The sequence below is a fragment of the Staphylococcus sp. FSL W8-0271 genome (assembly GCF_038006605.1).
GTDB classification, from domain to species: domain Bacteria; phylum Bacillota; class Bacilli; order Staphylococcales; family Staphylococcaceae; genus Staphylococcus; species Staphylococcus cohnii.
The window spans coordinates 2,615,721-2,639,696 of the sequence record NZ_JBBOVM010000001.1 but is presented as its reverse complement, the minus strand read 5'-3'; the positions used below and the strand labels follow the sequence as shown (position 1 = coordinate 2,639,696).

The 23,976-nt window shown below is 32.3% G+C and carries 18 protein-coding genes; 16 read left to right on the top strand and 2 right to left on the bottom strand.

What is annotated here, in order from left to right; translation table 11 throughout:
• The first annotated feature begins 721 nt into the window (after positions 1-721).
• The 12 genes from rpmH to NST87_RS13875 all read left to right on the top strand — a co-directional run bounded on the left by rpmH (position 722) and on the right by NST87_RS13875 (position 14,968).
• Positions 722-859, top strand: a complete 138-nt coding sequence (gene rpmH / locus NST87_RS12980) for a 50S ribosomal protein L34 (protein ID WP_000240855.1) — start codon at positions 722-724, stop codon at positions 857-859.
• Positions 860-999: 140 nt separating this feature from the next.
• On the top strand, positions 1,000-1,347 hold the full coding sequence (rnpA, locus tag NST87_RS12975; protein WP_019467927.1) for a ribonuclease P protein component: 348 nt from the start codon (positions 1,000-1,002) through the stop codon (positions 1,345-1,347).
• 152 nt (positions 1,348-1,499) lie between these two features.
• A complete protein-coding gene (gene mnmE / locus NST87_RS12970; protein WP_026034741.1) occupies positions 1,500-2,879 on the top strand; it encodes a tRNA uridine-5-carboxymethylaminomethyl(34) synthesis GTPase MnmE in 1,380 nt (459 codons plus the stop codon).
• Positions 2,880-2,894: 15 nt separating this feature from the next.
• A complete protein-coding gene (gene mnmG, locus NST87_RS12965; RefSeq protein ID WP_040030047.1) occupies positions 2,895-4,772 on the top strand; it encodes a tRNA uridine-5-carboxymethylaminomethyl(34) synthesis enzyme MnmG in 1,878 nt (625 codons plus the stop codon).
• 1 nt (position 4,773) lies between these two features.
• Positions 4,774-5,499 carry a 16S rRNA (guanine(527)-N(7))-methyltransferase RsmG gene (gene rsmG, locus NST87_RS12960; protein WP_019467924.1) on the top strand — a complete coding sequence of 242 codons (726 nt, stop codon included), beginning with the start codon at positions 4,774-4,776 and terminating at the stop codon, positions 5,497-5,499.
• A 35-nt stretch (positions 5,500-5,534) separates the two neighbouring features.
• Entirely contained in the window at positions 5,535-6,371 is an 837-nt protein-coding gene (locus NST87_RS12955; protein WP_040030046.1) for a ParB/RepB/Spo0J family partition protein, read from the top strand.
• Positions 6,372-6,636: 265 nt separating this feature from the next.
• The gene (locus NST87_RS12950; RefSeq protein WP_040030045.1) at positions 6,637-8,097 is read left to right on the top strand and encodes a carbon starvation CstA family protein; all 1,461 of its coding nucleotides are present in this window, start codon (positions 6,637-6,639) and stop codon (positions 8,095-8,097) included.
• Between the two features lie 272 nt (positions 8,098-8,369).
• Positions 8,370-8,936 carry a helix-turn-helix transcriptional regulator gene (locus NST87_RS12945; RefSeq protein WP_019467921.1) on the top strand — a complete coding sequence of 189 codons (567 nt, stop codon included), beginning with the start codon at positions 8,370-8,372 and terminating at the stop codon, positions 8,934-8,936.
• Between the two features lie 240 nt (positions 8,937-9,176).
• On the top strand, positions 9,177-10,535 hold the full coding sequence (gene glpT / locus NST87_RS12940) for a glycerol-3-phosphate transporter (protein ID WP_019467920.1): 1,359 nt from the start codon (positions 9,177-9,179) through the stop codon (positions 10,533-10,535).
• Positions 10,536-10,938: 403 nt separating this feature from the next.
• Complete coding sequence (locus NST87_RS12935; protein WP_019467919.1) at positions 10,939-11,370, top strand: universal stress protein; 432 nt, start codon at positions 10,939-10,941, stop codon at positions 11,368-11,370.
• A gap of 335 nt (positions 11,371-11,705) precedes the next feature.
• Complete coding sequence (locus NST87_RS12930; protein WP_115041341.1) at positions 11,706-13,301, top strand: BCCT family transporter; 1,596 nt, start codon at positions 11,706-11,708, stop codon at positions 13,299-13,301.
• 123 nt (positions 13,302-13,424) lie between these two features.
• Positions 13,425-14,968 (top strand): IS3 family transposase gene (locus tag NST87_RS13875; protein WP_445684175.1). Its coding sequence is split into 2 segments (ribosomal slippage): positions 13,425-14,099 and positions 14,102-14,968, totalling 1,542 coding nucleotides; the frame shifts between segments, so codons are not numbered across the junction.
• A gap of 140 nt (positions 14,969-15,108) precedes the next feature.
• Here the strand turns inward: NST87_RS13875 and NST87_RS12915 are convergent.
• Positions 15,109-15,210, bottom strand: coding sequence for an SE2200 family small protein (locus tag NST87_RS12915; protein ID WP_019468545.1), 102 nt, complete (start codon positions 15,208-15,210; stop codon positions 15,109-15,111).
• A 39-nt stretch (positions 15,211-15,249) separates the two neighbouring features.
• Entirely contained in the window at positions 15,250-16,746 is a 1,497-nt protein-coding gene (gene lqo, locus NST87_RS12910) for an L-lactate dehydrogenase (quinone) (RefSeq protein ID WP_019468546.1), read from the bottom strand.
• 751 nt (positions 16,747-17,497) lie between these two features.
• Here lqo and alsS point away from each other — a divergent pair.
• The 4 genes from alsS to NST87_RS12890 all read left to right on the top strand — a co-directional run bounded on the left by alsS (position 17,498) and on the right by NST87_RS12890 (position 23,956).
• Positions 17,498-19,162: an acetolactate synthase AlsS gene (gene alsS, locus NST87_RS12905; protein WP_011302083.1), complete on the top strand. Its 1,665-nt coding sequence runs from the start codon at positions 17,498-17,500 to the stop codon at positions 19,160-19,162.
• Positions 19,163-19,220: 58 nt separating this feature from the next.
• On the top strand, positions 19,221-19,925 hold the full coding sequence (gene budA / locus NST87_RS12900; protein ID WP_047502956.1) for an acetolactate decarboxylase: 705 nt from the start codon (positions 19,221-19,223) through the stop codon (positions 19,923-19,925).
• Positions 19,926-19,942: 17 nt separating this feature from the next.
• Positions 19,943-21,547: an L-lactate permease gene (locus NST87_RS12895; RefSeq protein WP_011302085.1), complete on the top strand. Its 1,605-nt coding sequence runs from the start codon at positions 19,943-19,945 to the stop codon at positions 21,545-21,547.
• Positions 21,548-21,910: 363 nt separating this feature from the next.
• Positions 21,911-23,956 (top strand): type ISP restriction/modification enzyme, encoded by a 2,046-nt coding sequence (locus NST87_RS12890; RefSeq protein WP_340721766.1) that lies wholly within the window; start codon positions 21,911-21,913, stop codon positions 23,954-23,956.
• The last annotated feature ends 20 nt before the right edge of the window (positions 23,957-23,976 follow it).

Genomic DNA, 23,976 nt, shown 5'->3' with positions numbered 1-23,976 from the left:
AATAGCAAACTCCAACTTTCTATATTTTAAAAGTTATACACAGAAATAACATGTGTGAATAAACATAATCACAAGCTGTTAATAATTATCCACAAGTTACACACAATCAGTGGATAACTCACTGTGATTATAAGTTATACACAACCATTTAGGATATATCTTCATAATATAACCCCTTATTTATCAATATTTACATAACTTATCCACACAATTATACTTTTTAACAAACACCTCTGTCAAATGGCTGTGAATATGTTGTTAAATCATAAATAACCCTGTGCATAGATGAAATATTATCCACAAAATAAGCATGCGTATCTGTGAATAAGTGGATAACTTACAAGAATGAATAGTATATCAAAAATTAAGCGATTTGTGGGCTTGGGAAATAATTTATAAAAAGTGTATGGAATTTGTATAATTAAAAAACCCTCTAGGTTTGAAATGAAAAATATTTATATGATAGGGTGAATCTTCTATATTAATAGACGTATTTATCAATACAGTTTTAAAATATCTAGGACTGATTCGTATTATAATGAGATAAAAACATGCTTGAAATTGATACTTGCTTTATAAAAAAGATTTTGTTATATTGTAGTAGTTGCTTGAATTATGACTAGAAATTAATAATATTAAATCAAGACTTGAAGCAAAAAGCTTATATTAATTTATCTATTATAATATTTAGATAACCGAATACAGATGGAGGTGTTTTTGCATGGTAAAACGTACTTATCAACCAAATAAACGTAAACATAGTAAAGTTCATGGTTTCAGAAAACGCATGAGCACAAAAAACGGTCGTAAAGTTTTAGCGCGTCGTCGTCGTAAAGGCCGTAAGGTATTATCAGCATAAGATCACTGACTCATCAGTGGTCTTTTTTTTGGTTTAAAATAACGAAAATATGTAGCAAAATTATTGTTATTATTAAAAAATACAACGCATGTTAGATATATAATAATAAATGTAATGAAAAGATAAGCGAGTGATGTTTCGTGGAGAAGGCATACCGAATTAAAAAGAACAGTGATTTCCAATTTATATATAAAAAAGGAAAATCAGTAGCAAATCGTCAATTTGTAGTCTATACGAAACCTAATAAAGAATTAGAACACTTCAGACTAGGTATTAGTGTTTCTAAAAAATTAGGTAATGCTGTTGTTAGAAATAAAATTAAGCGTGCTATACGTGAGAGTTTCAAGGTACATAAACAAAATATATTACCAATGGAAATTATTGTGATAGCCAGGCATCCAGCTAAAGATATGGATACACTACAAATCCAAGCAAGTTTAGAACATGTTTTAAAAATAGCTAAGGTTTTTAATAAACGAATTAAGTAGGGCAGGGGATAATTAAGACTGGCGTCAGTCTTACATCATACAACCCTAAGACTAACTTTATGAAAATTTTAAACAAGATGTTAGCTTTTTGATCCAAAACTATTTACAATATTATAATGATAAATTTTAGAATAAAGGAGGCGAGATGGATGATGGATTTAGATACGATAACGAGTATATCCACACCTATGGGTGAAGGTGCTATCGGTATTGTACGTTTGTCAGGTGTTGACGCAGTAAATATTGCAGACAAATTATATAGAGGGAAGGGACCATTAGAACATGTACCTTCTCATACAATAAATTATGGGCACATTGTTGACCCTGAGACAAATGAAGTGGTCGAAGAAGTAATGGTGTCTGTCTTACGTGCACCGAAAACATTTACTAGAGAAGACATCGTTGAAATTAATTGTCATGGTGGTATTTTAACCATCAATAGAGTATTAGAGTTGACGATGACACACGGTGCTAGAATGGCAGATCCTGGTGAGTATACAAAACGTGCGTTTTTAAATGGGCGTATTGATTTATCTCAAGCCGAAGCGGTGATGGATTTTATTCGTTCTAAAACCGATCGTGCATCTAAAGTTGCAATGAATCAAATTGAAGGTCGTTTAAGTGATATGATTAAGCGACAGCGACAATCCATTCTCGAAATCCTTGCACAAGTAGAAGTTAATATAGATTATCCAGAATATGATGATGTGGAAGATGCCACAACAGAAGTTTTATTAGAAAAATCAAATCAAATTAAGTCAGAAATTAATAAGTTATTAGATACAGGCACACAAGGGAAGATAATGAGAGAAGGTTTAGCAACGGTCATAGTTGGTAAGCCGAATGTTGGTAAGTCATCCATGTTAAATAACTTGATCCAAGACAACAAGGCGATTGTTACAGAGGTTCCTGGTACGACTCGAGATACTTTAGAAGAGTACGTAAACGTTCGCGGTGTACCTTTAAGGCTAGTAGATACTGCTGGGATACGTGAAACGGAAGATATCGTTGAGCGTATTGGTGTAGAACGTTCACGCAAGGCTTTAGGTGAAGCGGATTTAATCTTGTTTGTGCTAAATTATAACGAATCATTAACAGAAGAAGATCGCAAGTTATATGAAGTTATTAAAAATGAAGACGCCATTGTCATAATTAACAAGATGGATTTAGACAAACAATTAGATATTTCAGAAGTTAAAGAAATGGTTGGAGATATGCCAATCATTCAAACATCAATGTTAAAACAAGAAGGTATTGACCAGTTAGAGATACAAATTAGAGATTTATTCTTTGCAGGAGATGTCCAAAATCAGGATATGACATATGTATCGAACTCAAGACATATTTCATTGCTAAAACAAGCGAGAAACTCAATTCAAGATGCTATAGATGCTGCAGAAGCTGGTGTGCCAATGGATATGGTTCAGATAGATTTAACGAGAACTTGGGAAATTTTAGGCGAAATTATCGGAGAATCCGCAAGTGAAGAATTGATAAATCAATTATTTAGTCAATTTTGTCTAGGAAAATAAAAGGGAGGAAAAAGTATGGCTCAAGAATATGATGTAATAGTAATTGGAGCCGGACATGCTGGTATTGAAGCTGGACTTGCTTCAGCAAGACGTGGTGCCAAAACGTTAATGTTAACAATAAATTTAGATAATATTGCATTCATGCCATGTAACCCATCAGTTGGTGGCCCGGCTAAAGGAATAGTAGTTCGTGAAATAGACGCATTAGGTGGCCAAATGGCGAAAACAATCGATAAAACGCATATCCAAATGCGTATGTTAAACACTGGCAAAGGTCCAGCAGTAAGAGCACTTCGCGCACAAGCTGACAAAGTACTTTATCAACAAGAAATGAAAAAAGTAATTGAAGATGAAGCAAACCTTGATATTATGCAAGGCATGGTGGATGACTTAATTATTGAAGATGAAGTCATCAAAGGCGTACGTACGAATATCGGCACAGAATACTGGGCAGATGCAGTCATTATTACAACTGGTACATTTTTACGTGGGGAAATCATTTTAGGTAACATGAAATATTCAAGTGGTCCAAACCATCAATTACCATCTATTTCACTAGCTGATAATCTTAGAAATCTCGGATTTGAAGTAGTGAGATTCAAAACAGGTACACCACCGCGTGTTAATGCCAAAACGATTGATTATTCTAAAACAGAAATACAACCAGGTGACGACGTTGGTAGAGCATTTAGTTTTGAAACAACGGAATATATTTTAGATCAATTACCTTGTTGGTTAACATATACCAATGGAGAAACACATCAAGTTATAGATGATAATTTACATTTATCTGCGATGTATTCAGGTATGATTAAAGGTACGGGACCTAGATATTGTCCATCAATTGAAGATAAATTTGTAAGATTCAATGATAAGCCTAGACATCAACTTTTCTTAGAACCAGAAGGTAGAAATACCAATGAAGTTTATGTCCAAGGTTTATCAACAAGCTTACCTGAACATGTTCAACGTCAGATGTTGGAAACAATTCCAGGCTTAGAAAAAGCGGATATGATGCGTGCAGGATACGCAATTGAATATGATGCACTTGTACCGACACAACTGTGGCCAACACTAGAAACTAAAAAAATTAAAAACTTATATACTGCAGGACAAATCAACGGAACTTCTGGTTATGAAGAAGCGGCAGGACAAGGTATCATGGCTGGAATTAACGCAGCCTCAAGAGTACTAGGTGAGGAAGAAGTCATCCTAAGCCGTTCAGACGCTTATATTGGTGTTTTAATAGATGATCTTATAACAAAAGGTACCAATGAACCATATCGTTTATTAACATCTCGTGCAGAATATCGTTTATTATTAAGACATGACAATGCAGATTTAAGATTAACAGATTTAGGTTATAAATTAGGTATGATTTCTGAAGAACGTTATGCGCGTTTCAATGAAAAACGTCAAATGATAAAAGACGAACAAGCACGCTTAAATGAAATTAGAATAAAACCGCACGAACGTGTACAAGAAATTATTGAAGCGCAAGGCGGTTCACGCTTGAAAGACGGTATATTAGCCTTGGAATTATTGCGTAGACCTGAAATGACGTATAATTTAATTCTAGAAATTTTAGAAGAAGAAAATCAATTACCTAGTGATGTAGAAGAGCAAGTAGAAATTCAGACAAAATATGAAGGCTATATCAATAAGTCGTTACAGCAAGTTGAAAAAGTAAAACGTATGGAAGAAAAGAAAATTCCAGAAGACTTAGATTATAGTAAAGTTGATAGTTTAGCGACTGAAGCACGCGAAAAATTAGCGGAAGTTAAACCGTTAAATATTGCGCAAGCATCTCGGATTTCAGGTGTAAATCCTGCAGATATTTCGATCTTATTAGTGTTCCTAGAACAAGGTAAAATACAAAGGGTGGAAAATTAAGATGAGTGTAAAATGGTTAACTGAGCAACTCAGCACACAAGATATCGAACTTACAGAAAAACAACAACATCAATTTCAAACGTATTTTCAAATGCTCGTTGAATGGAATGAAAAAATGAATTTAACAAGCATTACTGAAGAACATGAAGTGTATTTGAAACATTTTTATGATTCCATTGCACTAAGTTTTTATACGGATTTGACACAAGAGCTAACAATTTGTGATATTGGTGCTGGTGCTGGTTTTCCAAGTATTCCATTAAAAATTATTTATCCTAATTTAAAAATTACAATTGTAGATTCATTAAATAAACGCATCCATTTTTTAAATCAATTAGCAGAAGCATTAGATTTAGAAAATGTGAATTTTGTACATGATCGCGCAGAAATTTACGGGAAGGGAGACTACAGGGCGTCTTATGATATTGTAACTGCACGTGCAGTTGCTAGACTTTCCGTATTAAGCGAATTGTGTTTACCGTTAGTTAAAAAGGGTGGACAATTCATTGCTTTAAAATCAGCTAAAGGCGAAGAAGAGTTGGAAGAAGCGCGTTTTGGTATAGGAGTCCTCGGTGGTAAACTTCAGGATGTCATTTCATATGAATTACCAGAAGATGCTGGTGAAAGGCAAATGATCAAGATTGATAAGAGAAGTGAGACACCAAAGAAATATCCAAGAAAACCAGGAATGCCCAATAAGTCTCCATTACTTGAAAAAGAAAAGTGATTTAATACAACTAATTTAGAGGGAGCGCATAAAATATGAAGAAACCTTTTTCTAAATTATTTGGTTTGAAAAATAAAGATGACATTGTTGGTTATATTGAAGAGGATCATAATAGTGTTGAATCTATTCATACTGAACGTATTGTGCCAAATCGTTATCAACCAAGACAAGTATTTGAGCCAAATAAGATTAAAGAACTCGCAGAATCAATAGATGAGCATGGATTGTTACAACCGATTGTAGTACGTCCGATAGAAGAGGATATGTTTGAAATCATTGCTGGAGAGCGTAGATTTAGAGCCTTACAATCGTTGAATAAGACATACGCAGATGTCATTATCAGAGATTTAGGTGATGAAGAAACTGCAGTGGTTGCTTTAATAGAAAATATCCAACGTGAAAATTTATCTGTTGTAGAAGAGGCAGAAGCTTATAAAAAACTTTTAGAACTAGGTGATACTACACAAAGTGAATTAGCTAAAAGTGTAGGTAAAAGTCAAAGTTTTATAGCAAATAAATTGAGATTACTAAAATTAGCGCCAAAAGTGATAGAACGTTTACGTGAAGGCAAAGTTACAGAACGTCATGCACGTGCGATGCTAAGTTTATCAGATGAAGATCAAGAAACATTAGTGGAAACGATTATAAGCCAAAAGTTAAACGTGAAACAAACTGAAGCTAGAGTAAAACAAAAAGTCGGCCCTGAAAAAGTGAAAGCGCAAAGTTTTGCATTTGAAAAAGACTTAACAGATGCACGTGAAGCGGTAGGCAAAAGTTTAGAAGAAATTGAAAAAAGTGGCATCAAGTTTGAACATCAAGCTAAAGACCATGATGATTATTATGAAATAAAAATTAAGCTTTATAAAAAATAAAAGTTGAGTTTAATTGAATATATAGCTTATCCAAAAAGTACAACTTCGTTTAAATTTAAACGAGGTTGTACTTTTTTTATTTATTATAAGTGTTAATCAGTCAGATATCATATAAATGTAAAGATTATTTTAAAAATTTATTTTATTTTATATTCCTCAAAAATTAAAAATAATTAAATAAAAAAACATTTACAGGATTGTAGAATAATAAAATATGTGATTAAATTAAGAAAACGCTTACATATTATTAAAAGGGGATGTTAAAATGGTAACGTTTATTGTATCTATTATTTTATTAGTTATAGGTTATTTCACTTATGGGAAGTATATCGACAAAATGTTTGGAACGAAACAAGATAGACCAACACCAGCATATAATCAACGCGATAATGTCGATTATTTACCTATGAAGACGTCATCAAATTCACTCATTCAACTATTGAACATTGCAGGTGTAGGACCGATTTTCGGACCGATTATGGGGGCATTATATGGACCTGTAGCATTTATATGGATTGTTGTGGGATGTATTTTTGCAGGTGCAGTACATGATTATTTGACTGGCATGATTTCAATTCGAAATAAAGGGGCACATTTACCGGAACTTGCTGGTAAATTTTTAGGTCAGGTCATGAAACACTTTGTAAATATCTTCTCAATCTTATTATTATTGCTAACTGGAACAGTTTTTGTAACAAGTCCAGCATTGTTACTACATAATTTATTAGATGGACGAATCGCATTAGGTATCATTATCTTTGTCATTTTTGTTTATTATATTTTGTCTACAATTTTACCTATAGACAAAATCATTGGTCGCATTTATCCAATTTTCGGTGCATTGTTATTAATTAGTGCAGTAGGTATAGGTTTCCGTCTTATTCAAACAGGTGCACCGATACCTGAAATTAATTTGAAAAATATGCATCCAGATGGCGCTCCTATATTTCCACTACTATTTTTTACAATTACTTGTGGTGCTTTATCTGGTTTTCATGCTACACAAACACCTATTATTTCGAGAACGACAAACAAAGAGAAAAATGGTCGTTTTATATTCTATGGAATGATGATTGCAGAAGGTATTATAGCAATGATTTGGGCAGCTGCAGGCATGAGTTTATTTAATGGATATAGTGGATTAAGTGATGTTTTAGCACGTGGGGAAGCGGCGCTTGTTGTAAGTGAAGCATCACATCTATTATTGGGTTCTGTGTTTGGTACGATTGCAGTACTGGGTGTGATTGTCTTACCAATTACAAGTGGTGATACATCTTTCCGTAGTGCACGTATGATTATAGCTGATTATTTAAATTATGGTCAGCGTAGTATGTTAAAAAGAGTGATCGTAGCTGCACCATTATTTGTCGTAAGTTTTGGTTTGACTCAGGTAGACTTTACCATTTTATGGCGCTATTTTTCATGGGCAAACCAAACTACAGCTGTTGTCGCTTTATGGGTAGGTGCAATGTACTTACTTATCGCGAAAAAGAATTTTTGGGTGGCTGCAATTCCGGCAGTCTTTATGACTTGGAATATTTTTACTTATATTTTAAGTCAGAAGATAGGTTTAGGTCTGGATCTTAATTTAAGTTATGGACTCGCGTTTATATTCACAATTTTATGGATTGGCTACTTTACTTATCAATATAAAAAAATTACTGCAGGTGCTTCATTTGAATTAGATCATCCTATACCATATCAACAACAGCAAACTGTGACGTAAATATAAATTTATGATGGGATGCTGGTTTCTTAATGCTATGACACAGGTTAATTAAATAATAATAATGATAGGAGTAAGATACGTGATTAAAAGTATGATTTAGTTGCGGTCTTACTCTTATTCTTATTTCATGTAAGTCTGAGGGAAGTCTAAAAAAGGCGCTATATATATATGACAAAAACTTTTTGCATAATTAAATGTGCGCATGTCAATACAATTTGGTAGTCTAAAATAGAATCACACTATAGTCTCAAGTTAAAGGAGCTTGGCAAATGAACATAGGTAATCAAATTAAATTTTTTAGACAGCGTGACCATTTATCACAAGAAGCATTAGCTGCAAAATTGTATGTTTCACGACAAACAATTTCAAATTGGGAAAATGATAAAAGTTATCCAGATATACATAATTTGTTAATGCTTAGTTCTTTGTTTCAAGTTTCTTTAGATAATTTAGTTAAAGGAGACATAGAGATTATGGAACAAAAGTTAAAACAGAGCAAATTTAATTTATGGAGTCATTTAATGTTTTGGCCTATGTTATTATCCGCAATTTTAGCAGGTCCAACCCTCTACTATTGGACGGCATTATGGATTTCAGCTGAAATTATACTCTTAATAACTATGATTATTGCATCATTTAAAGTAGAAGCTTTAAAAAAATCGTATAGAATACAAACGTATGATAGGATAGTTGCTTTTATGCATGGGAAAGACCCTAACGATGTTTATAGTAGTAAATTGCGTAATACTGTAACTTCTATGTACAGTTTTATACTGTGCGTCGGATTATTTATTATCATTATGCTATTAAGCATGCACTTTTTTGATGTATTGTAATAGTTACTTTTCATAACACCTTGTAGTTAAAGATTTATCATAACTATGAGGTGTTTTATTTATGAAATCTTTGTTTATTGCAATCGTATCCCCCACGGCCTAGTAAATATTATTTCTTACAATAATAATATTCAAATCTTAATAATAGTATTGCTTTACCAACTGGGAAATATTAATATTAAGTAAATAATTTGTAAATAAAATGTTAAGAAAAATAATTGCTAATTTAGGGGTGATTGTATGTTTCGTTTTTTAAAGCCAGCAAAACATGTGGATCCTTTACCGTCTGAAAAGGTAGATGATACATATAAAAAGTTACGGTTACAGGTTTTTTTAGGTATTTTTATCGGTTATGCGGGTTACTATTTGCTGAGGAAAAACTTTTCATTAGCAATGCCTTCATTAATTGAAGATGGTTTCAGTAAAGGAGAGCTTGGTATTGCGCTATCAGCGATTTCAATCGCTTATGGATTTAGTAAATTTGTAATGGGAACCGTAAGTGATCGCAGTAATGCGCGTGTATTTTTAACTTTAGGTTTGATGCTTACGGCAATTGTTAATTTATTATTAGGATTTGTACCATTTTTTACTTCTAGTATAACAATCATGTTTATTATGTTATTTCTAAATGGATGGTTTCAAGGTATGGGATGGCCGCCATCAGGACGTGTACTTGTGCACTGGTTTAGTGTTAGTGAACGTGGTAGTAAAACGTCTATTTGGAACGTGGCTCATAATGTTGGTGGAGGTTTAATGGCACCGATCGCAACTTGGGGAATATCTATGACTGCCCTTTATAATTTTGGTTATTTAAGAGGATTTGAAGGCGTATTTATATATCCAGGATTACTGGCAATTGTCATCGCAATTATTGCATATGGCTTAATTAGAGATACACCTCAATCACAAGGTTTACCTCCTATTGAACGCTATAACAAAGATTATTCTACGACGTCACATGAGACACTTGAAACAGAGTTAACAACAAAAGAGATATTGTTTAAATATGTATTGAATAACAAATGGGTATGGGCCATTGCTTTTGCTAATATTTTTGTCTATTTTGTACGTTATGGTGTGTTAGATTGGGCACCTACTTATTTAAGTGAAGAAAAGCAATTTAATTTAAGTGAATCAGGTTGGGCTTATTTCCTTTACGAATGGGCAGGCATTCCAGGTACACTACTTTGCGGTTATATTTCCGATAAAGTATTTAAAGGACGTCGTGGTCCTGCAGGTTTCTTCTTTATGCTTGGCGTGACAATCTTTGTGTTGATTTATTGGTTGAATCCTCCAGGTCATGCATGGTTAGACAATTTATCACTAATTGCAATTGGGTTTTTAATCTATGGCCCAGTAATGTTGATTGGTTTACAAGCATTAGATTATGTACCTAAAAAAGCAGCCGGAACAGCTGCAGGTCTAACAGGTCTATTTGGTTACTTATTTGGTGCTGTGATGGCAAACATTGTTTTAGGTTTTGTCGTACAACATTTTGGATGGGATTTTGGTTTTGTCTTATTAACAATTATTAGTATTTTAGCGATGTTAAGCTTTATTTTAACTTGGAATAAACGAGGCCAAGAACAATTACATTAATAAATAAGCATTATAAGGCGTGACTATGAGAGCAAAGGGATGATTTTGATTTCATAGTCATGTCTATTTTTTAAAAAGAAATCTATTTTTGAAATCATTAATGTAGTTGCTATTTGTGTATGTAATTAACAAGCCATAAGTACTTTGAAGTGCTGAATATGAAAAAATGAAATATTTCATTAATAAATGAATAATTTATATAAAATTGTGGTAATTAAATAATAAGTAAGTACACTAAAAATTTTTTATGGTATGGGTACATCATTGATTTAATGCAAAAAGTTGCTCAATACTTCAGTTGTTTCACTAGTAAAATACGCATTAAGGCACCAAAAATATATTTAAACGAGCAAAACTACATGAGACTGTTTTGCAATAGTTTAATTAAGAAAGGTGATTTATTATGTATAAAAATATTTTACTACCATACTCTTTTGAAAATGATTTCGATAACATTCCCGAAAACTTAGCGAAATTAGTTGGAGAAGATTCTACTGTAGTTGTTCATAATGTCATGACTGAAAATGATTTATTGGCGAGTGTACGTTATGAAAATAAACATAAAGAAGATATTATTAAAGAAAAAGAAGAAGAACTTTCTCCATTTCTTGAAAAATTAAAAGAGCAAGGTATTAATTATAAAGTAGCCATCGAATTTGGGCCTGTAAAAGATACCATACTTGAGAGAATCAGTTTTGGAGATACGGATGTAGGCGATTTTGATTTAGTTGTAATGAGTAACCATCGCGTAAGTATAGATATCAAACATGTACTTGGAGATGTAACACATAAAGTTGCTAAAAGAAGTCCTATACCAGTACTTATAGTGAAATAATATTGAAGTATAAAGTATTGAAATGCTTTTATTGTAGCGATGAGCGTTATGTTTCCTCATAAAAAACATCATATTTTAGACTAGAAAGTAATGGTTAAAATTACTTTCTAGTTTTTTATTTTTTAAATTAAAACATGAGCAAGTTTATTTTAAAGTTAATGAATTCAACTTTAATAAATATATTTATAGAAATATTGAATTTTTATGTTTAGTTTTGTAATCCTTTTATGACGGCTTTAGCATCACAATATATATTAAAAGAAACATTAGTGCTGTTGTTTTAATATATAAAGTCTGTTATTCTGCCTAATGTTCAATTATAAGGGAGGTTACTAATTTTGGAAAATAAACAACATAATGCTAGTGGGAAGAAACTGTCCTCTGTTTTTACTTATAGTATTATTATTACCGCAATAGTTGTATTGTTAGGTGCAATATTTCCAAATCAGTTTAATTCAATAGGGACAAATATTACTGGTTGGATTACTGAATACTTTGGTTGGTATTATATGGTTATTGTAGCTCTAATGATATTCTTCTGTGTCTTCTTGATATTTAGTCCAATTGGAAAATTGAAATTGGGTAAACCTGAAGATAAACCAGAATTTAACACAATTTCATGGTTTGCGATGCTATTTAGTGCTGGTATGGGAATTGGTTTAGTATTCTGGGGAGCAGCTGAACCAATCAGTCACTTTGTATCTCCACCATCTGGTGATCCTCAATCAGCAACTGCCTATAAAGAAGCTTTAAGAGGGGCATTTATGCAATGGGGTTTCCATGCATGGGCAGTATATGGTGTTGTAGCGTTAGCGTTAGCTTACTTCCAATTTAGAAAAAATGAACCTGCATTAATTTCAAAAACATTACGTCCAATTTTCGGAAATAAAGTTGATGGCCCCTTAGGGACAATCATTGATGTTGTTTCTGTCTTTGCCACAATTGGCGGGGTAGCAGTATCATTAGGTTTAGGCGCTATGCAAATCGCAGGTGGTCTAAACTACCTATTTGATGTTCCAAATACTATCATGACTCAAGGTATAATTATACTTATTGTTACCATATTATTTTTAACAAGTGCATGGTCAGGTTTAAGCCGTGGTATCCAATATTTGAGTAACGCTAATATTGGTTTAGCCGGCATAATCTTATTGTTTGTTTTTATTGTAGGACCAACTGTTCTTATTTTAAATATGTTAACAAGTTCAACAGGTGAGTATTTAAACACGCTCTTATTTAACATGTTTGATACAGCACCATTAGATCCACAAAAAAATGAATGGATGAAATCATGGACGTTCTTCCAATTAGCTTGGTGGATTAGTTGGAGTCCGTTTGTGGGTATATTCATTGCACGTGTATCTAAAGGACGCTCAATTAGAGAATTCGTATCTGGAGTTCTGTTAGCACCAGTACTTGTAAGTTTAGTTTGGTTTGCAGCATTTGGTGTTCTAGGTATCGAAACTGCGAAAAAAACACCTAAAATATTTGATATGCCTCCAGAAACTGCATTATTTGGTGTGTTTAATGAGGTGCCATTAGGCTTTGTGTTATCCATTGTAACGTTGCTATTAATAGCAACATTCTTTATTACGTCAGCCGATTCAGCGACATTCGTATTAGGAATGCAAACAACATTTGGTTCATTAAACCCATCCGTAATAGTTAAAGTCATCTGGGGAATTGCACAAGCATTGATTGCATTTATTTTACTATTCTCAGGTGGAGATAATGGATTAAATGCGCTACAAAATATGGCAATCATGACTGCCTTACCATTCTCTATCATCGTGCTTTGTATGATGGTTAGTTTCTATAAAGATGCCAACCAAGAACGTAAGTTTTTAGGTTTAACATTATCACCTAACAAGCACAGACTCAAAGAATATACGAGAATTGCAGAAAATAGAAGCGACAACAAATCAGAATAATTATTAAATATAAGAAATAGTTGGAACATAAACTGCAATTTCAAAATAAAGGACTAATTCGTTTTTGATATGCTCCCTTCAAAGTAGACACTTAAAAATGTAAACTTTGAAGGGAGCTTTTTTATGACTCATAGAAAATCATCACCTGAAACTTATCAAAAAGCTTTCAGCTTATATGAAGAAGGATATAGTATGAAAAATGTAATTCAAAAATTAAATTTAAATTGTTCTCCTAGAACATTATTGATTAACTATTATAAATTTAAGAAGCATGGAATAAAGGTGCTTTTACCAATTCAGAGAAATAATACCTACTCAAATGAATTTAAGCTTAAAGTTGTGCACGAATATATAAATGATGGCCTATCTTTAACTGATTTAGTAGTTAAATATAATATCCCCACTACTTCAACTGTAAACAAATGGATTTCAAAGTATTTGTCGGGTAAAATATTAAAAACATATTCTCCAAAACCCGAGGTGTATCAATTGAAATATAAATCATTAACATTTGAAGATCGTGTAGAAATCGTTGATTATTATATGAATCATGGCCAATCGTATAAGACAACAGCAAATCATTTTAACATCAATTATAGCCAAGTATATAACTGGGTAAAAAAGTACAACTTGCATGGATATGATGGGCTTAAAGATGGACGTGGAAAAGGGAAACCCCAGTCTGTATTAACACCTGAAGAGGCATTAAAAGCTGAAATTAAGATACTTAAAGAGAAAAATAAATTTCTTCAAATGGAAAATGACGTTTTAAAAAAGGAAGAAGAAATAGAAAGGAAGTTGATGAAACAGGCATCAGACAAAAAGCATCATACCAAACGGTAAAAGCATTTAAAAACCTTTATCCGATAGCTTGGTTATGTTCAGTATTAAAGATATCACGTTCAAGTTACTATAAATGGTTACATCGCAAACCATCAAATAAAGAAATTGAAAACCAAAAATTGATCAAAGATATCGTTGATATCTACAATAAATACAAAGGCATATATGGATATCGTCGTATATACATATATTTAAGACTTAAACTACATCAAAAAGTAAATCATAAACGTGTCTATAGATTGATGAATCAACTGAATCTAAAATCTACTATCCGCCCTAAAAGAAAACGATATATTAAAACAACACCTGAAATTACAGCACATAATATATTAAATAGAAAATTTGAAGAACAAATCCCAAATAAAAAATGGTTAACTGACGTTACAGAATTCAAACTAAGCAATGGTAAAAAACTTTACTTAAGTGCTATTTATGACTTAGGCAGCAAACAGATTATCAGTCATAAATTAAGTACCTCAAATAACAATAAATTTGTATTAGATACGCTCAAAAAAGCAGTCAAACTTGTGCCGAATACCGAAGGTATACTCTTACATAGCGACAGAGGATATCAATATACAAGCAGATTATTTAAAGTTACGTTAGAGCAACTTGGTATAAAACAAAGTATGTCACGACCAGGATGTTGCATAGATAATGGACCTATGGAAGGTGTATGGGGAACTATTAAAAGTGAATTGTTTAGAGGAAGAAAAAAAGTGATTTTTAAAGACAAGGCTACAGCAATAAAAGCAATTAATTCATATATAGAATTTTTTAATCAAGAAAGAATAACATTAAAAATGGCTACCCTTATATCGTAAATATAAGGTAGCCATAAACATTTTGTTTTTTTCACTGTCTACTTGACAGGGTGCAGTTCACAAGCGAATTAGTCTTTTTACAATTAAGAGTGGGGGTCGTTCTAAACTCTCAATTGAAGCCCTACAATTGTTAGTTGTTTTTAATATTCGATATTCGGTGCTTTATTCACGTGTTTTTGATAACGTTTTAAAGCGCAAAAACCGATAGCGCCGATTACTGAAACTACTAATAGTTTTTTCATTTTTTTCACAATCCTTTAAAATTATTATGCATTAAACTACTATTTACTATAATAGTTTAGGTTTAAGCTTTTAGAAGTTTGTTGACGTGTACGTCTCATTAAATCAGGATCTTCAATTAATGATTGACCATAAGATGGAATCATTTTTTTGATTTTTGGTGTCCATTCTGATTTATATTCAGGGAAGTTTTTCTCTAATACTTCTAATGCAACTGATACTGAAGTAGAAGCCCCTGGAGATTCACCTAATAATGCAATTACAGTATGATCTTCAGAATTAACCACTTCTGTACCGAATTGGATAAAGCCTTTACCGTTTTCAGGTGTATCTTTGATTACTTGAACACGTTTACCAGCATTGTATAATTGCCAGTCTTCGTCACGTGCTTCTGGGTAGAATGTACGAAGATGGTTCATAGTACCTTCTTTAGTCATCAAGATTTGATCAATTGAATATTTAATTAATGGTAAGTTTTTAACTGCTGATGCTAATAAAGTTGTGATGTTATATGGTTTAACAGATTTAAATAAATCTAAATTAGAACCTTGTTTAAGGAATTTAGGTCCAATACTAGCGAATGGTCCAAATAGTAATGTACGTTCACCATCAATATAACGTGTATCTAAGTGAGGTACAGTCATTGGTGGTGTACCTTGAGGTTCTTTACCGTATACTTTAGCATCATGTGCTTGTATAACATCTGGATTTGTACAGATTAAGAATTGACCAGTGATTGGGAATCCACCTAAGTGTTTACTTTCAGGAATTCCTGTTTTTTGTAATAGTGGAATTGCGCCACCACCTGCACCAATAAATACATAATCAGCTAGTTGTGTTTCTACACTACCACTGTTACGTTGACGTACTTTAACTTCCCATTTACCGTCTTTACGTTGGTTAAAGTCCATTACTTCGTGGTTGTATTGAACATCTACATTAGGTTGTTTTTCTAAGTTTTTGGCCATTTTACGAGTAAGTTCACCAAAGTTTACGTCAGAACCTTCATCAATTTTACTAGCTGCCATAATGTCACCTGCACTATGACCTTGCATCATTAATGGAATCCATTTTCTCATTTGTTCAATATCTTCTGTATATTCAATATTGTCGAACATTGGGAATTCTTTCATAGCTTCATAACGATCTTTTAAAAATTGAACGTTATTTTTACCTCTTACAAAGCTAATGTGTGGTAGCGGACGAATAAATTCTTCAGGGTTACTGATTGTTTTGTTTTGAACTAAATGACTCCAAAATTGTTTTGATAATTCAAATTGTTCATTAATCTCTTTCGCTTGCTCAATGTTAATTGAACCATCTGGTTGTCTAACTGTATAATTCAATTCACATAAAGCAGCGTGTCCTGTACCAGCGTTATGACGCTCGTGAGAACTTTCATCACCTGGACGATCTAAACGCTCGTATAATTTAATATCCCATTCTGGTGCTAATTCTTTAATCATTGTACCGAATGTAGTACTTAATACCCCAGCGCCAATTATTACAACGCTTTTTGACTCTTTGTTAGTAGCCATTATCTAATCACCTTTCCTTATCTCAACTTGCAACTATAGTATAATACTAAATCACCTATCATTAAAATACATATTTTTTATAGGTGCCATTCTAATATGGAATCTTTTTTATTTCTACTATTAAAACATAGAGAGAAATAAATTTTTTAAATATCTTTTTTGTTATTCTATTGATGTACAACTTCATTTAAACAGAAAATTTACAAACATTCCATAATATAGCATTGCTAATTAAATATAGAAAAATTATAGTTCTATGTAATTTTACCCCGATCAATCTTCAACAAACACAACTATTAAAATATATGTACATTTATTTATGCACGCACGCGTGTAAGTACTAAATAGGAGAGTTTAATTTTTCAAGTATCAATATATGAGCAACTGGAAAGATAATAGCTATTTTAAAAACTTCCTATATAATAGTTATCCATATACACGCAAATTATCCAACTTTCACATGTTCTAACCATTACTTTTTTCTATGGGTTAGATAGATAATATGTATTTTATATATATGTTGCAGCGTTTTATAATAAGTATGTAATCAATTTACAGCGCAAATCATTCGTTATGACATGCCATGGTATAGGACTAAATGTGAACGGCGCTAATTTAGAGTATTAAATATGATTTTTTCATAATAATGTAATGAGATTAAATTTTTAATACATTGTTAAGTGAATAATTTAAATTGCTTGCAATGATTAATGATTTTTTGCATTAAATGTTGAAAGGGAATGAATGTAAAATGGCTGACAAAAATTATACAGCAGCAAATATGGTAATAAATACTTTGAAAAATAATGGTGTGGAATATGTATTCGGTATCCCAGGTGCTAAAATCGATTATTTATTCAATGCACTTGAAGATGATGGCCCAGAACTTATTGTAACGCGTCATGAGCAAAACGCGGCAATGATGGCACAAGGTATTGGACGCTTAACAGGTAAACCAGGTGTTGCCTTAGTAACAAGTGGCCCAGGGGTAAGTAATTTAACGACTGGACTTTTAACAGCGACATCAGAAGGAGACCCTGTATTAGCATTAGGTGGCCAAGTTAAACGTAACGATTTATTACGTCTAACACACCAAAGTATTGATAATGCAGCATTATTAAAATCTTCAACAAAATATAGTGAAGAAGTTCAAGATCCAGAGTCATTATCAGAAGTTATGACAAATGCGATGAGAACTGCAACTTCAGGTAAAAATGGCGCAAGTTTCATAAGCATACCGCAAGATGTTATTTCTGCACCGGTTGAATCACAAGCGATTGCACTTTGCCAAAAACCTAGCTTAGGTGTGCCAAGTGAACAAAATGTTAATGAAGTAATTGAAGCGATTAAAAACGCGAAATTCCCTGTATTATTAGCAGGTATGAGAAGTTCAAGTTCAGACGAAACGAATGCAATCCGTAAATTAGTTGAAAAAACAAATTTACCAGTTGTAGAAACATTCCAAGGTGCGGGTGTGATTAGTCGTGAACTAGAATCCCATTTCTTTGGTCGTGTTGGTTTATTCCGTAACCAAGTCGGTGACGAATTATTAAGAAAAAGTGACCTCGTTGTTACGATTGGTTATGATCCAATTGAATATGAAGCGAGCAATTGGAATAAAGAATTAGATACTAAAATTATTAATATAGATGAAATTCAAGCGGAAATTACAAATCATATGCAACCAGCAAAAGAATTGGTTGGTAATATTGCTGGCACAATCGAACTTATTTCTGACAAAGTCGATGAACCTTTTATCAGTCAAAAACATTTAGACGAATTAGAAACTTTAAGAGCGCATATACTTGAATCAACTGGTATCAAACCAACACATGAAGATGGCGTGTTACACCCAGTTGAAGTCATTAAGTCAATGCAAAAAGTATTATCAGATGATACAACAGTAACTGTAGACGTAGGTAGTCACTATATTTGGATGGCACGTAAATTTAGAAGTTACAATCCAAGACACTTGCTATTCAGTAATGGTATGCAAACGTTAGGTGTTGCGTTACCATGGGCTATTTCAGCTGCTTTAGTACGTCCTAATACACAAGTTGTATCCGTTGCTGGTGATGGTGGTTTCTTATTCTCAGCACAAGACTTAGAAACTGCTGTACGTAAAAATCTTAATATCATTCAATTAATTTGGAATGACGGTAAATATAACATGGTTGAATTCCAAGAAGAAATGAAATATGAACGTAGTTCAGGTGTAGACTTTGGTTCAGTAGACTTCGTTAAATATGCTGAATCATTTGGTGCTAAAGGCTTACGTGTAACAAATCAAGAAGAATTAGAAGCGGCAATTAAAGAGGGATACGAAACTGAAGGACCAGTATTAATTGATATCCCAGTGAATTACAAAGATAATGTCAAACTTTCAACAAATATGTTACCTGACGCTTTTAACTAATATCGAATCAAACGGCGAAAATGATTAATTATTTATCAAAATAGGAGTGAATAAAGTTATGACTAACGTACTATATCAACACGGCACATTAGGTACATTGATGGCAGGCCTTTTACAAGGTACTGCTTCAATCAATAATTTATTAGAACATGGAGACATTGGCATTGCGACTTTAACAGGTTCAGATGGTGAAGTGATTATCGTTGATGGTAAAGCTTATCATGCCAATGAACATAAAGAATTTGTAGAATTGAAAGGTGATGAATTATCACCATATGCAACCGTATCAAGATTTACACCTGATAAAACGTATAGCACAAGCAATAAATCTTTAGCAGAAGTTTATGATGAAGTTAAAGAAAAAATGTTAAGTGAAAATTTATTTTCTGCTGTTAAAATTTCAGGAACATTTAAAAAAATGCATGTACGTATGATGCCAGGACAAGAGCCACCATATACAAGATTGATTAACTCAGCGAATAGACAACCTGAACAAATTGAAGAAAATATCAAAGGTTCTATTGTAGGCTTCTTTACACCAGAATTATTCCATGGTATTGGTTCAGCAGGTTTCCATGTTCATTTCGCTAATGATGACCGTAATTTTGGCGGACACGTATTGGATTTTGAAGTTTCAGATGTTACGGTAGAAATTCAAAACTTTGAAACATTTGAACAACATTTTGCAGTCGATGATGAAGCATTTACAAATACGGATATTGACTACAAAGATATTGCAAAAGAAATAAGACAAGCAGAATAAAGGAGTAGCGAGCAAATATGTTAGTTGAAAGTTTTAACCCTTTTAATAATCTGCTACTTTCAAGTATTGTAGCCGCAATACCAATTATATTATTTTTATTATGTTTGACTGTATTTAAAATGAAAGGTGTTTATGCAGCAATTACAACGTTAATCGTTACAATTATTGTTGCTATGGCTTTCTTTAAATTACCAGGAAGTATTGCAGGCGGCGCTACTTTAGAGGGCTTTTATCAAGGGATTATCCCAATAGGCTTTATTGTAATCATGGCAGTTTGGTTATATAAAATTGCTACAAAAAGCGGCCAATTTGCTATTGTTCAAGATAGTATCGCGAGTGTCTCACGAGACCAACGTGTTCAATTATTATTGATTGGCTTTGTATTTAATGGATTTTTAGAAGGTGCTGCAGGCTTTGGCGTACCTATTGCCATTTGTGCGGTACTATTAACACAATTAGGTTTTAAACCTTTGCAAGCTGCGATGTATTGTTTAGTAAGTAATGCAGCAGCAGGTGCTTATGGTGCGGTAGGTATACCGATTGCTATCGTGGATACTTTGAATTTGCCAGGTGGTGTAACAACATCTCAAGTAGCGTTAATTGGTAATTTAACGTTAGGTTTTATTAGTTTCGTTGTGCCATTTTTATTAATGTATATTATGGATGGCTTTAAAGGTGTGAAAGAAACTTTCCCAGCCACTTTAGTTGTGGCAGTTACTTTCACAGTTTTACAAGTGCTTATTGCAGCTTTTGCTGGACCAGAGTTGGCTGATATTATCCCTGGCCTTGTAGCAATGATTGCATTAGCATTGTTCTCAAAAAAATGGCAACCTAAAAATATTTTCAGAATTAATAAAGATGAAAAAGCAGATGCCGTGCCTAAACATTCTATTGGACACATCACTTATGCATGGAGCCCGTTTATCATTTTAACGATTGTTGTGATGATCTGGAGCTTACCAGCATTTAAAGGTTTATTTGAAAAAGGTGGTGCCCTAAGTGCACTTGTTGTGAACTTTAATGTGCCGGGTACGATGAATGCTGTGACTAATAAACCGAATGAACTGACATTCAATTTCTTTGCTCAAACAGGTACAGCGATTTTAATTACAGCGATCATTACAATTATTATTGCGAAAAATATGAGCTTTAAAACGGCTGGTCATTTACTGGGTCTCACAGTTAAAGAATTATGGATTTCAGTGTTAACCATTTGTTTCATTTTAGCAGTATCTAAAATTACAACATATGGTGGATTAAGTAATGCTATGGGACAAGGCATATCTAAAACAGGCGCTGCCTTCCCATTATTGTCACCACTACTTGGTTGGATTGGTGTATTTATGACGGGATCCGTCGTAAACAATAATTCATTGTTTGCGCCAATTCAAGCCTCTGTTGCTGAACAAATTGGTACAAAAGGTTCATTACTTGTTGCAGCTAATGTCGCTGGTGGTGTAACTGCTAAGATTGTATCACCACAATCTATAGCTATCGCTACAGCAGCAGTTAATAAAGTAGGTAAAGAATCAGAACTGATGAAAATGGCAATGCGTTTCAGTATCGGATTGTTAATTCTCGTTTGTATTTGGACATTTATTTGTAGTTTATTTATTTCATAAAATGAATTTGAAAAGACCGAAATTAAAGCATATCATGCTCGCTACTTAGCTATATGAGCATGTATGATAAGTTAAAAAGTTAGTGGAAATACCGCATAGATTATTTCCTGGAAAATATTTATTATAAAACCAATTAAAAAACACTAAAGTCGATGGCGTTTTGTCATACGACTTTAGTGTTTTTTGTGTTCCTCAAAGTTTTGCTGTATATAAAGTATTATTTATGCTAAAGATTCCCCAATCAATTCTATACACATTTTCAATTTTATTTGGACAAAAATGCTAACTGCGATACACCAACTCTAACTATAAAAATTGTGTTAGTTATCGCTTTTTACTCCTGTAGAAGTAGTAGATTTTATTTTGAAATCTGTAAATGATGTTTCTAAGTTATATTTTGATAAAGAATTAAGCGAAAAAAATGTCCATATGTTAGATCCATTTACGGGCACTGGCACATTTATAGTAAGATTATTACAAAGTGGGATTATAAAAAAAGAAGATCTAGTACGGAAGTTTAATCAAGAACTTCATGCTAATGAAATTGTTTTGTTAAGTTACTATATTGCTACAATTAATATAGAAGAGGTATTTAATTCACTTATTGATGGTGATTATGAATCATTCGAAGGTATTGTGTTAACAGATACTTTCGAAAGTACTGAAACTAATGATTACTTTGAAGAGAATATTTTAAATGAAAATAATTATAGATTACAGGAACAAAAAAAGGATGATATTTTTGTTATTATTGGCAATCCGCCTTATTCTATAGGACAAAAAAATGCAAATGATAATACGGCAAACTTAAAGTATCCCAATTTAAATAAAAGAATAGAGAATACTTATGCTAAATATTCAACTGCTAAATTAAGAAAATCTTTATATGACTCTTATATTTTAGCATTAAGATGGGCTACAGACCGAATTGGAGATAAAGGTATCATATCATTTGTAATCAATGCTTCTTTTATTGATAGTAATGCGACATCAGGAGTTCGGAAAAATATTTATGAAGAATTTAATCATATATATATTTACAATTTAAGAGGAGACCAAAGGACTCAAGGAGAACAGTCTAGAAAAGAAGGAGGTAAAATATTTGGTTCTGGAAGCCGTACTCCAATAGTAATTATAACTTTAATAAAAGATGGTTCTAATAACCATAATATTTATTATAAAGATATTGGAGACTATTTGAACAGAAAAGAAAAATTAGATATAATTTCACAACAAGAATCTGTGAAAAACATTGAATGGCAAAATATACAACCTGACAATAACCATGATTGGATAAACCAAAGAGATGAAAAATATGAGAATTACAATTCTATTACAGATGTATTTAATAAAAAAGTAATAGGCGTTAGTACTAATAGGGACGCATGGGTTTATGGATTTAATAAAGTAAAAACGATAAAAAAGGCTCAAGAAATGATTTCGAACTACAACGATAATATTAAACAAGTAAAAGAGAACAAAGGTAAGTATACAAACGAAAAACGAAATATGGAGTCTTCAAAAATTAAATGGACTGTTAATTTAACGAAAAAATTTAAAAAAGGTGAAAAAATCACACTTAATGATAAGAATATTGAAGTAAGTATGTATCGTCCTTTTACAAAAAAATGGCTATATTATGATAGAAATATTATTGAAAGACCAGGGAAAAGTAAAGAATTATTTAGCGAAAAAAATAAAGCAATTTATATTACAGGAGTAGGTTCATCAAGAGAATTTTCGGCCTTAGCAGTAAACGTAATACCCAATTTGGATTTAATGGAAAAGGGGCAAGGTTTTGTCGAATTCATAAATAATAAAAACGGCGAGTATGAAAGTAATATTAATTTTTCTAGTTTTGATATATCTGGCTTAAATAGAGAAAATTTAATGTATTATATTTATGGATTGTTTCATTCAAATGAATATAAGAGTAAGTTTTCTGCGAATTTAAGTAAAGAATTGCCTAGAATTCCATTAGTAAAAAATAAAGAGAAGTTTATTGAAATAGGACGTAAATTAATGAATTTACACTTGAATTATGAAAGTTGTGATTTAAGTTCTGAAGTAGTAATAAACCAAAGTGAAAATCCATCATATAAAATAAAAAAAATGACATTTCCAAAGCGAAATGAAAAAAACACTATTATTGTAAATAATGATATAACTATAAAAGAAATTCCAAATAGAGCTTATGATTACAAGGTTAACGGAAAATCAGCAATTGAATGGGTTATGGATCAATATCAAATCAAGGTTGATAAAAATTCAGGTATAATTGATGACCCAAATGAATATTCTGATGATCCTAAATATATACTGAATCATTTATTAAAAATAATAAATTTATCGGTATTAACAATAGATTTAATTCATGAGTTACCGCCATTGGAAATCATCGATAAATAGTATTATAAAAGGCTTGCTCA

What these genes read in the sequence shown, in the direction of transcription:
- rpmH (WP_000240855.1), top strand. Translation starts at nt 722, where the DNA reads ATGGTAAAACGTACTTATCAACCAAATAAACGTAAACATAGTAAAGTT.
- mnmE (WP_026034741.1), top strand. Translation starts at nt 1,500, where the DNA reads ATGGATTTAGATACGATAACGAGTATATCCACACCTATGGGTGAAGGT.
- mnmG (WP_040030047.1), top strand. Translation starts at nt 2,895, where the DNA reads ATGGCTCAAGAATATGATGTAATAGTAATTGGAGCCGGACATGCTGGT.
- rsmG (WP_019467924.1), top strand. Translation starts at nt 4,774, where the DNA reads ATGAGTGTAAAATGGTTAACTGAGCAACTCAGCACACAAGATATCGAA.
- NST87_RS12955 (WP_040030046.1), top strand. Translation starts at nt 5,535, where the DNA reads ATGAAGAAACCTTTTTCTAAATTATTTGGTTTGAAAAATAAAGATGAC.
- NST87_RS12950 (WP_040030045.1), top strand. Translation starts at nt 6,637, where the DNA reads ATGGTAACGTTTATTGTATCTATTATTTTATTAGTTATAGGTTATTTC.
- NST87_RS12945 (WP_019467921.1), top strand. Translation starts at nt 8,370, where the DNA reads ATGAACATAGGTAATCAAATTAAATTTTTTAGACAGCGTGACCATTTA.
- glpT (WP_019467920.1), top strand. Translation starts at nt 9,177, where the DNA reads ATGTTTCGTTTTTTAAAGCCAGCAAAACATGTGGATCCTTTACCGTCT.
- NST87_RS12935 (WP_019467919.1), top strand. Translation starts at nt 10,939, where the DNA reads ATGTATAAAAATATTTTACTACCATACTCTTTTGAAAATGATTTCGAT.
- NST87_RS12915 (WP_019468545.1), bottom strand. Translation starts at nt 15,210, where the DNA reads ATGAAAAAACTATTAGTAGTTTCAGTAATCGGCGCTATCGGTTTTTGC.
- lqo (WP_019468546.1), bottom strand. Translation starts at nt 16,746, where the DNA reads ATGGCTACTAACAAAGAGTCAAAAAGCGTTGTAATAATTGGCGCTGGG.
- alsS (WP_011302083.1), top strand. Translation starts at nt 17,498, where the DNA reads ATGGCTGACAAAAATTATACAGCAGCAAATATGGTAATAAATACTTTG.
- budA (WP_047502956.1), top strand. Translation starts at nt 19,221, where the DNA reads ATGACTAACGTACTATATCAACACGGCACATTAGGTACATTGATGGCA.
- NST87_RS12895 (WP_011302085.1), top strand. Translation starts at nt 19,943, where the DNA reads ATGTTAGTTGAAAGTTTTAACCCTTTTAATAATCTGCTACTTTCAAGT.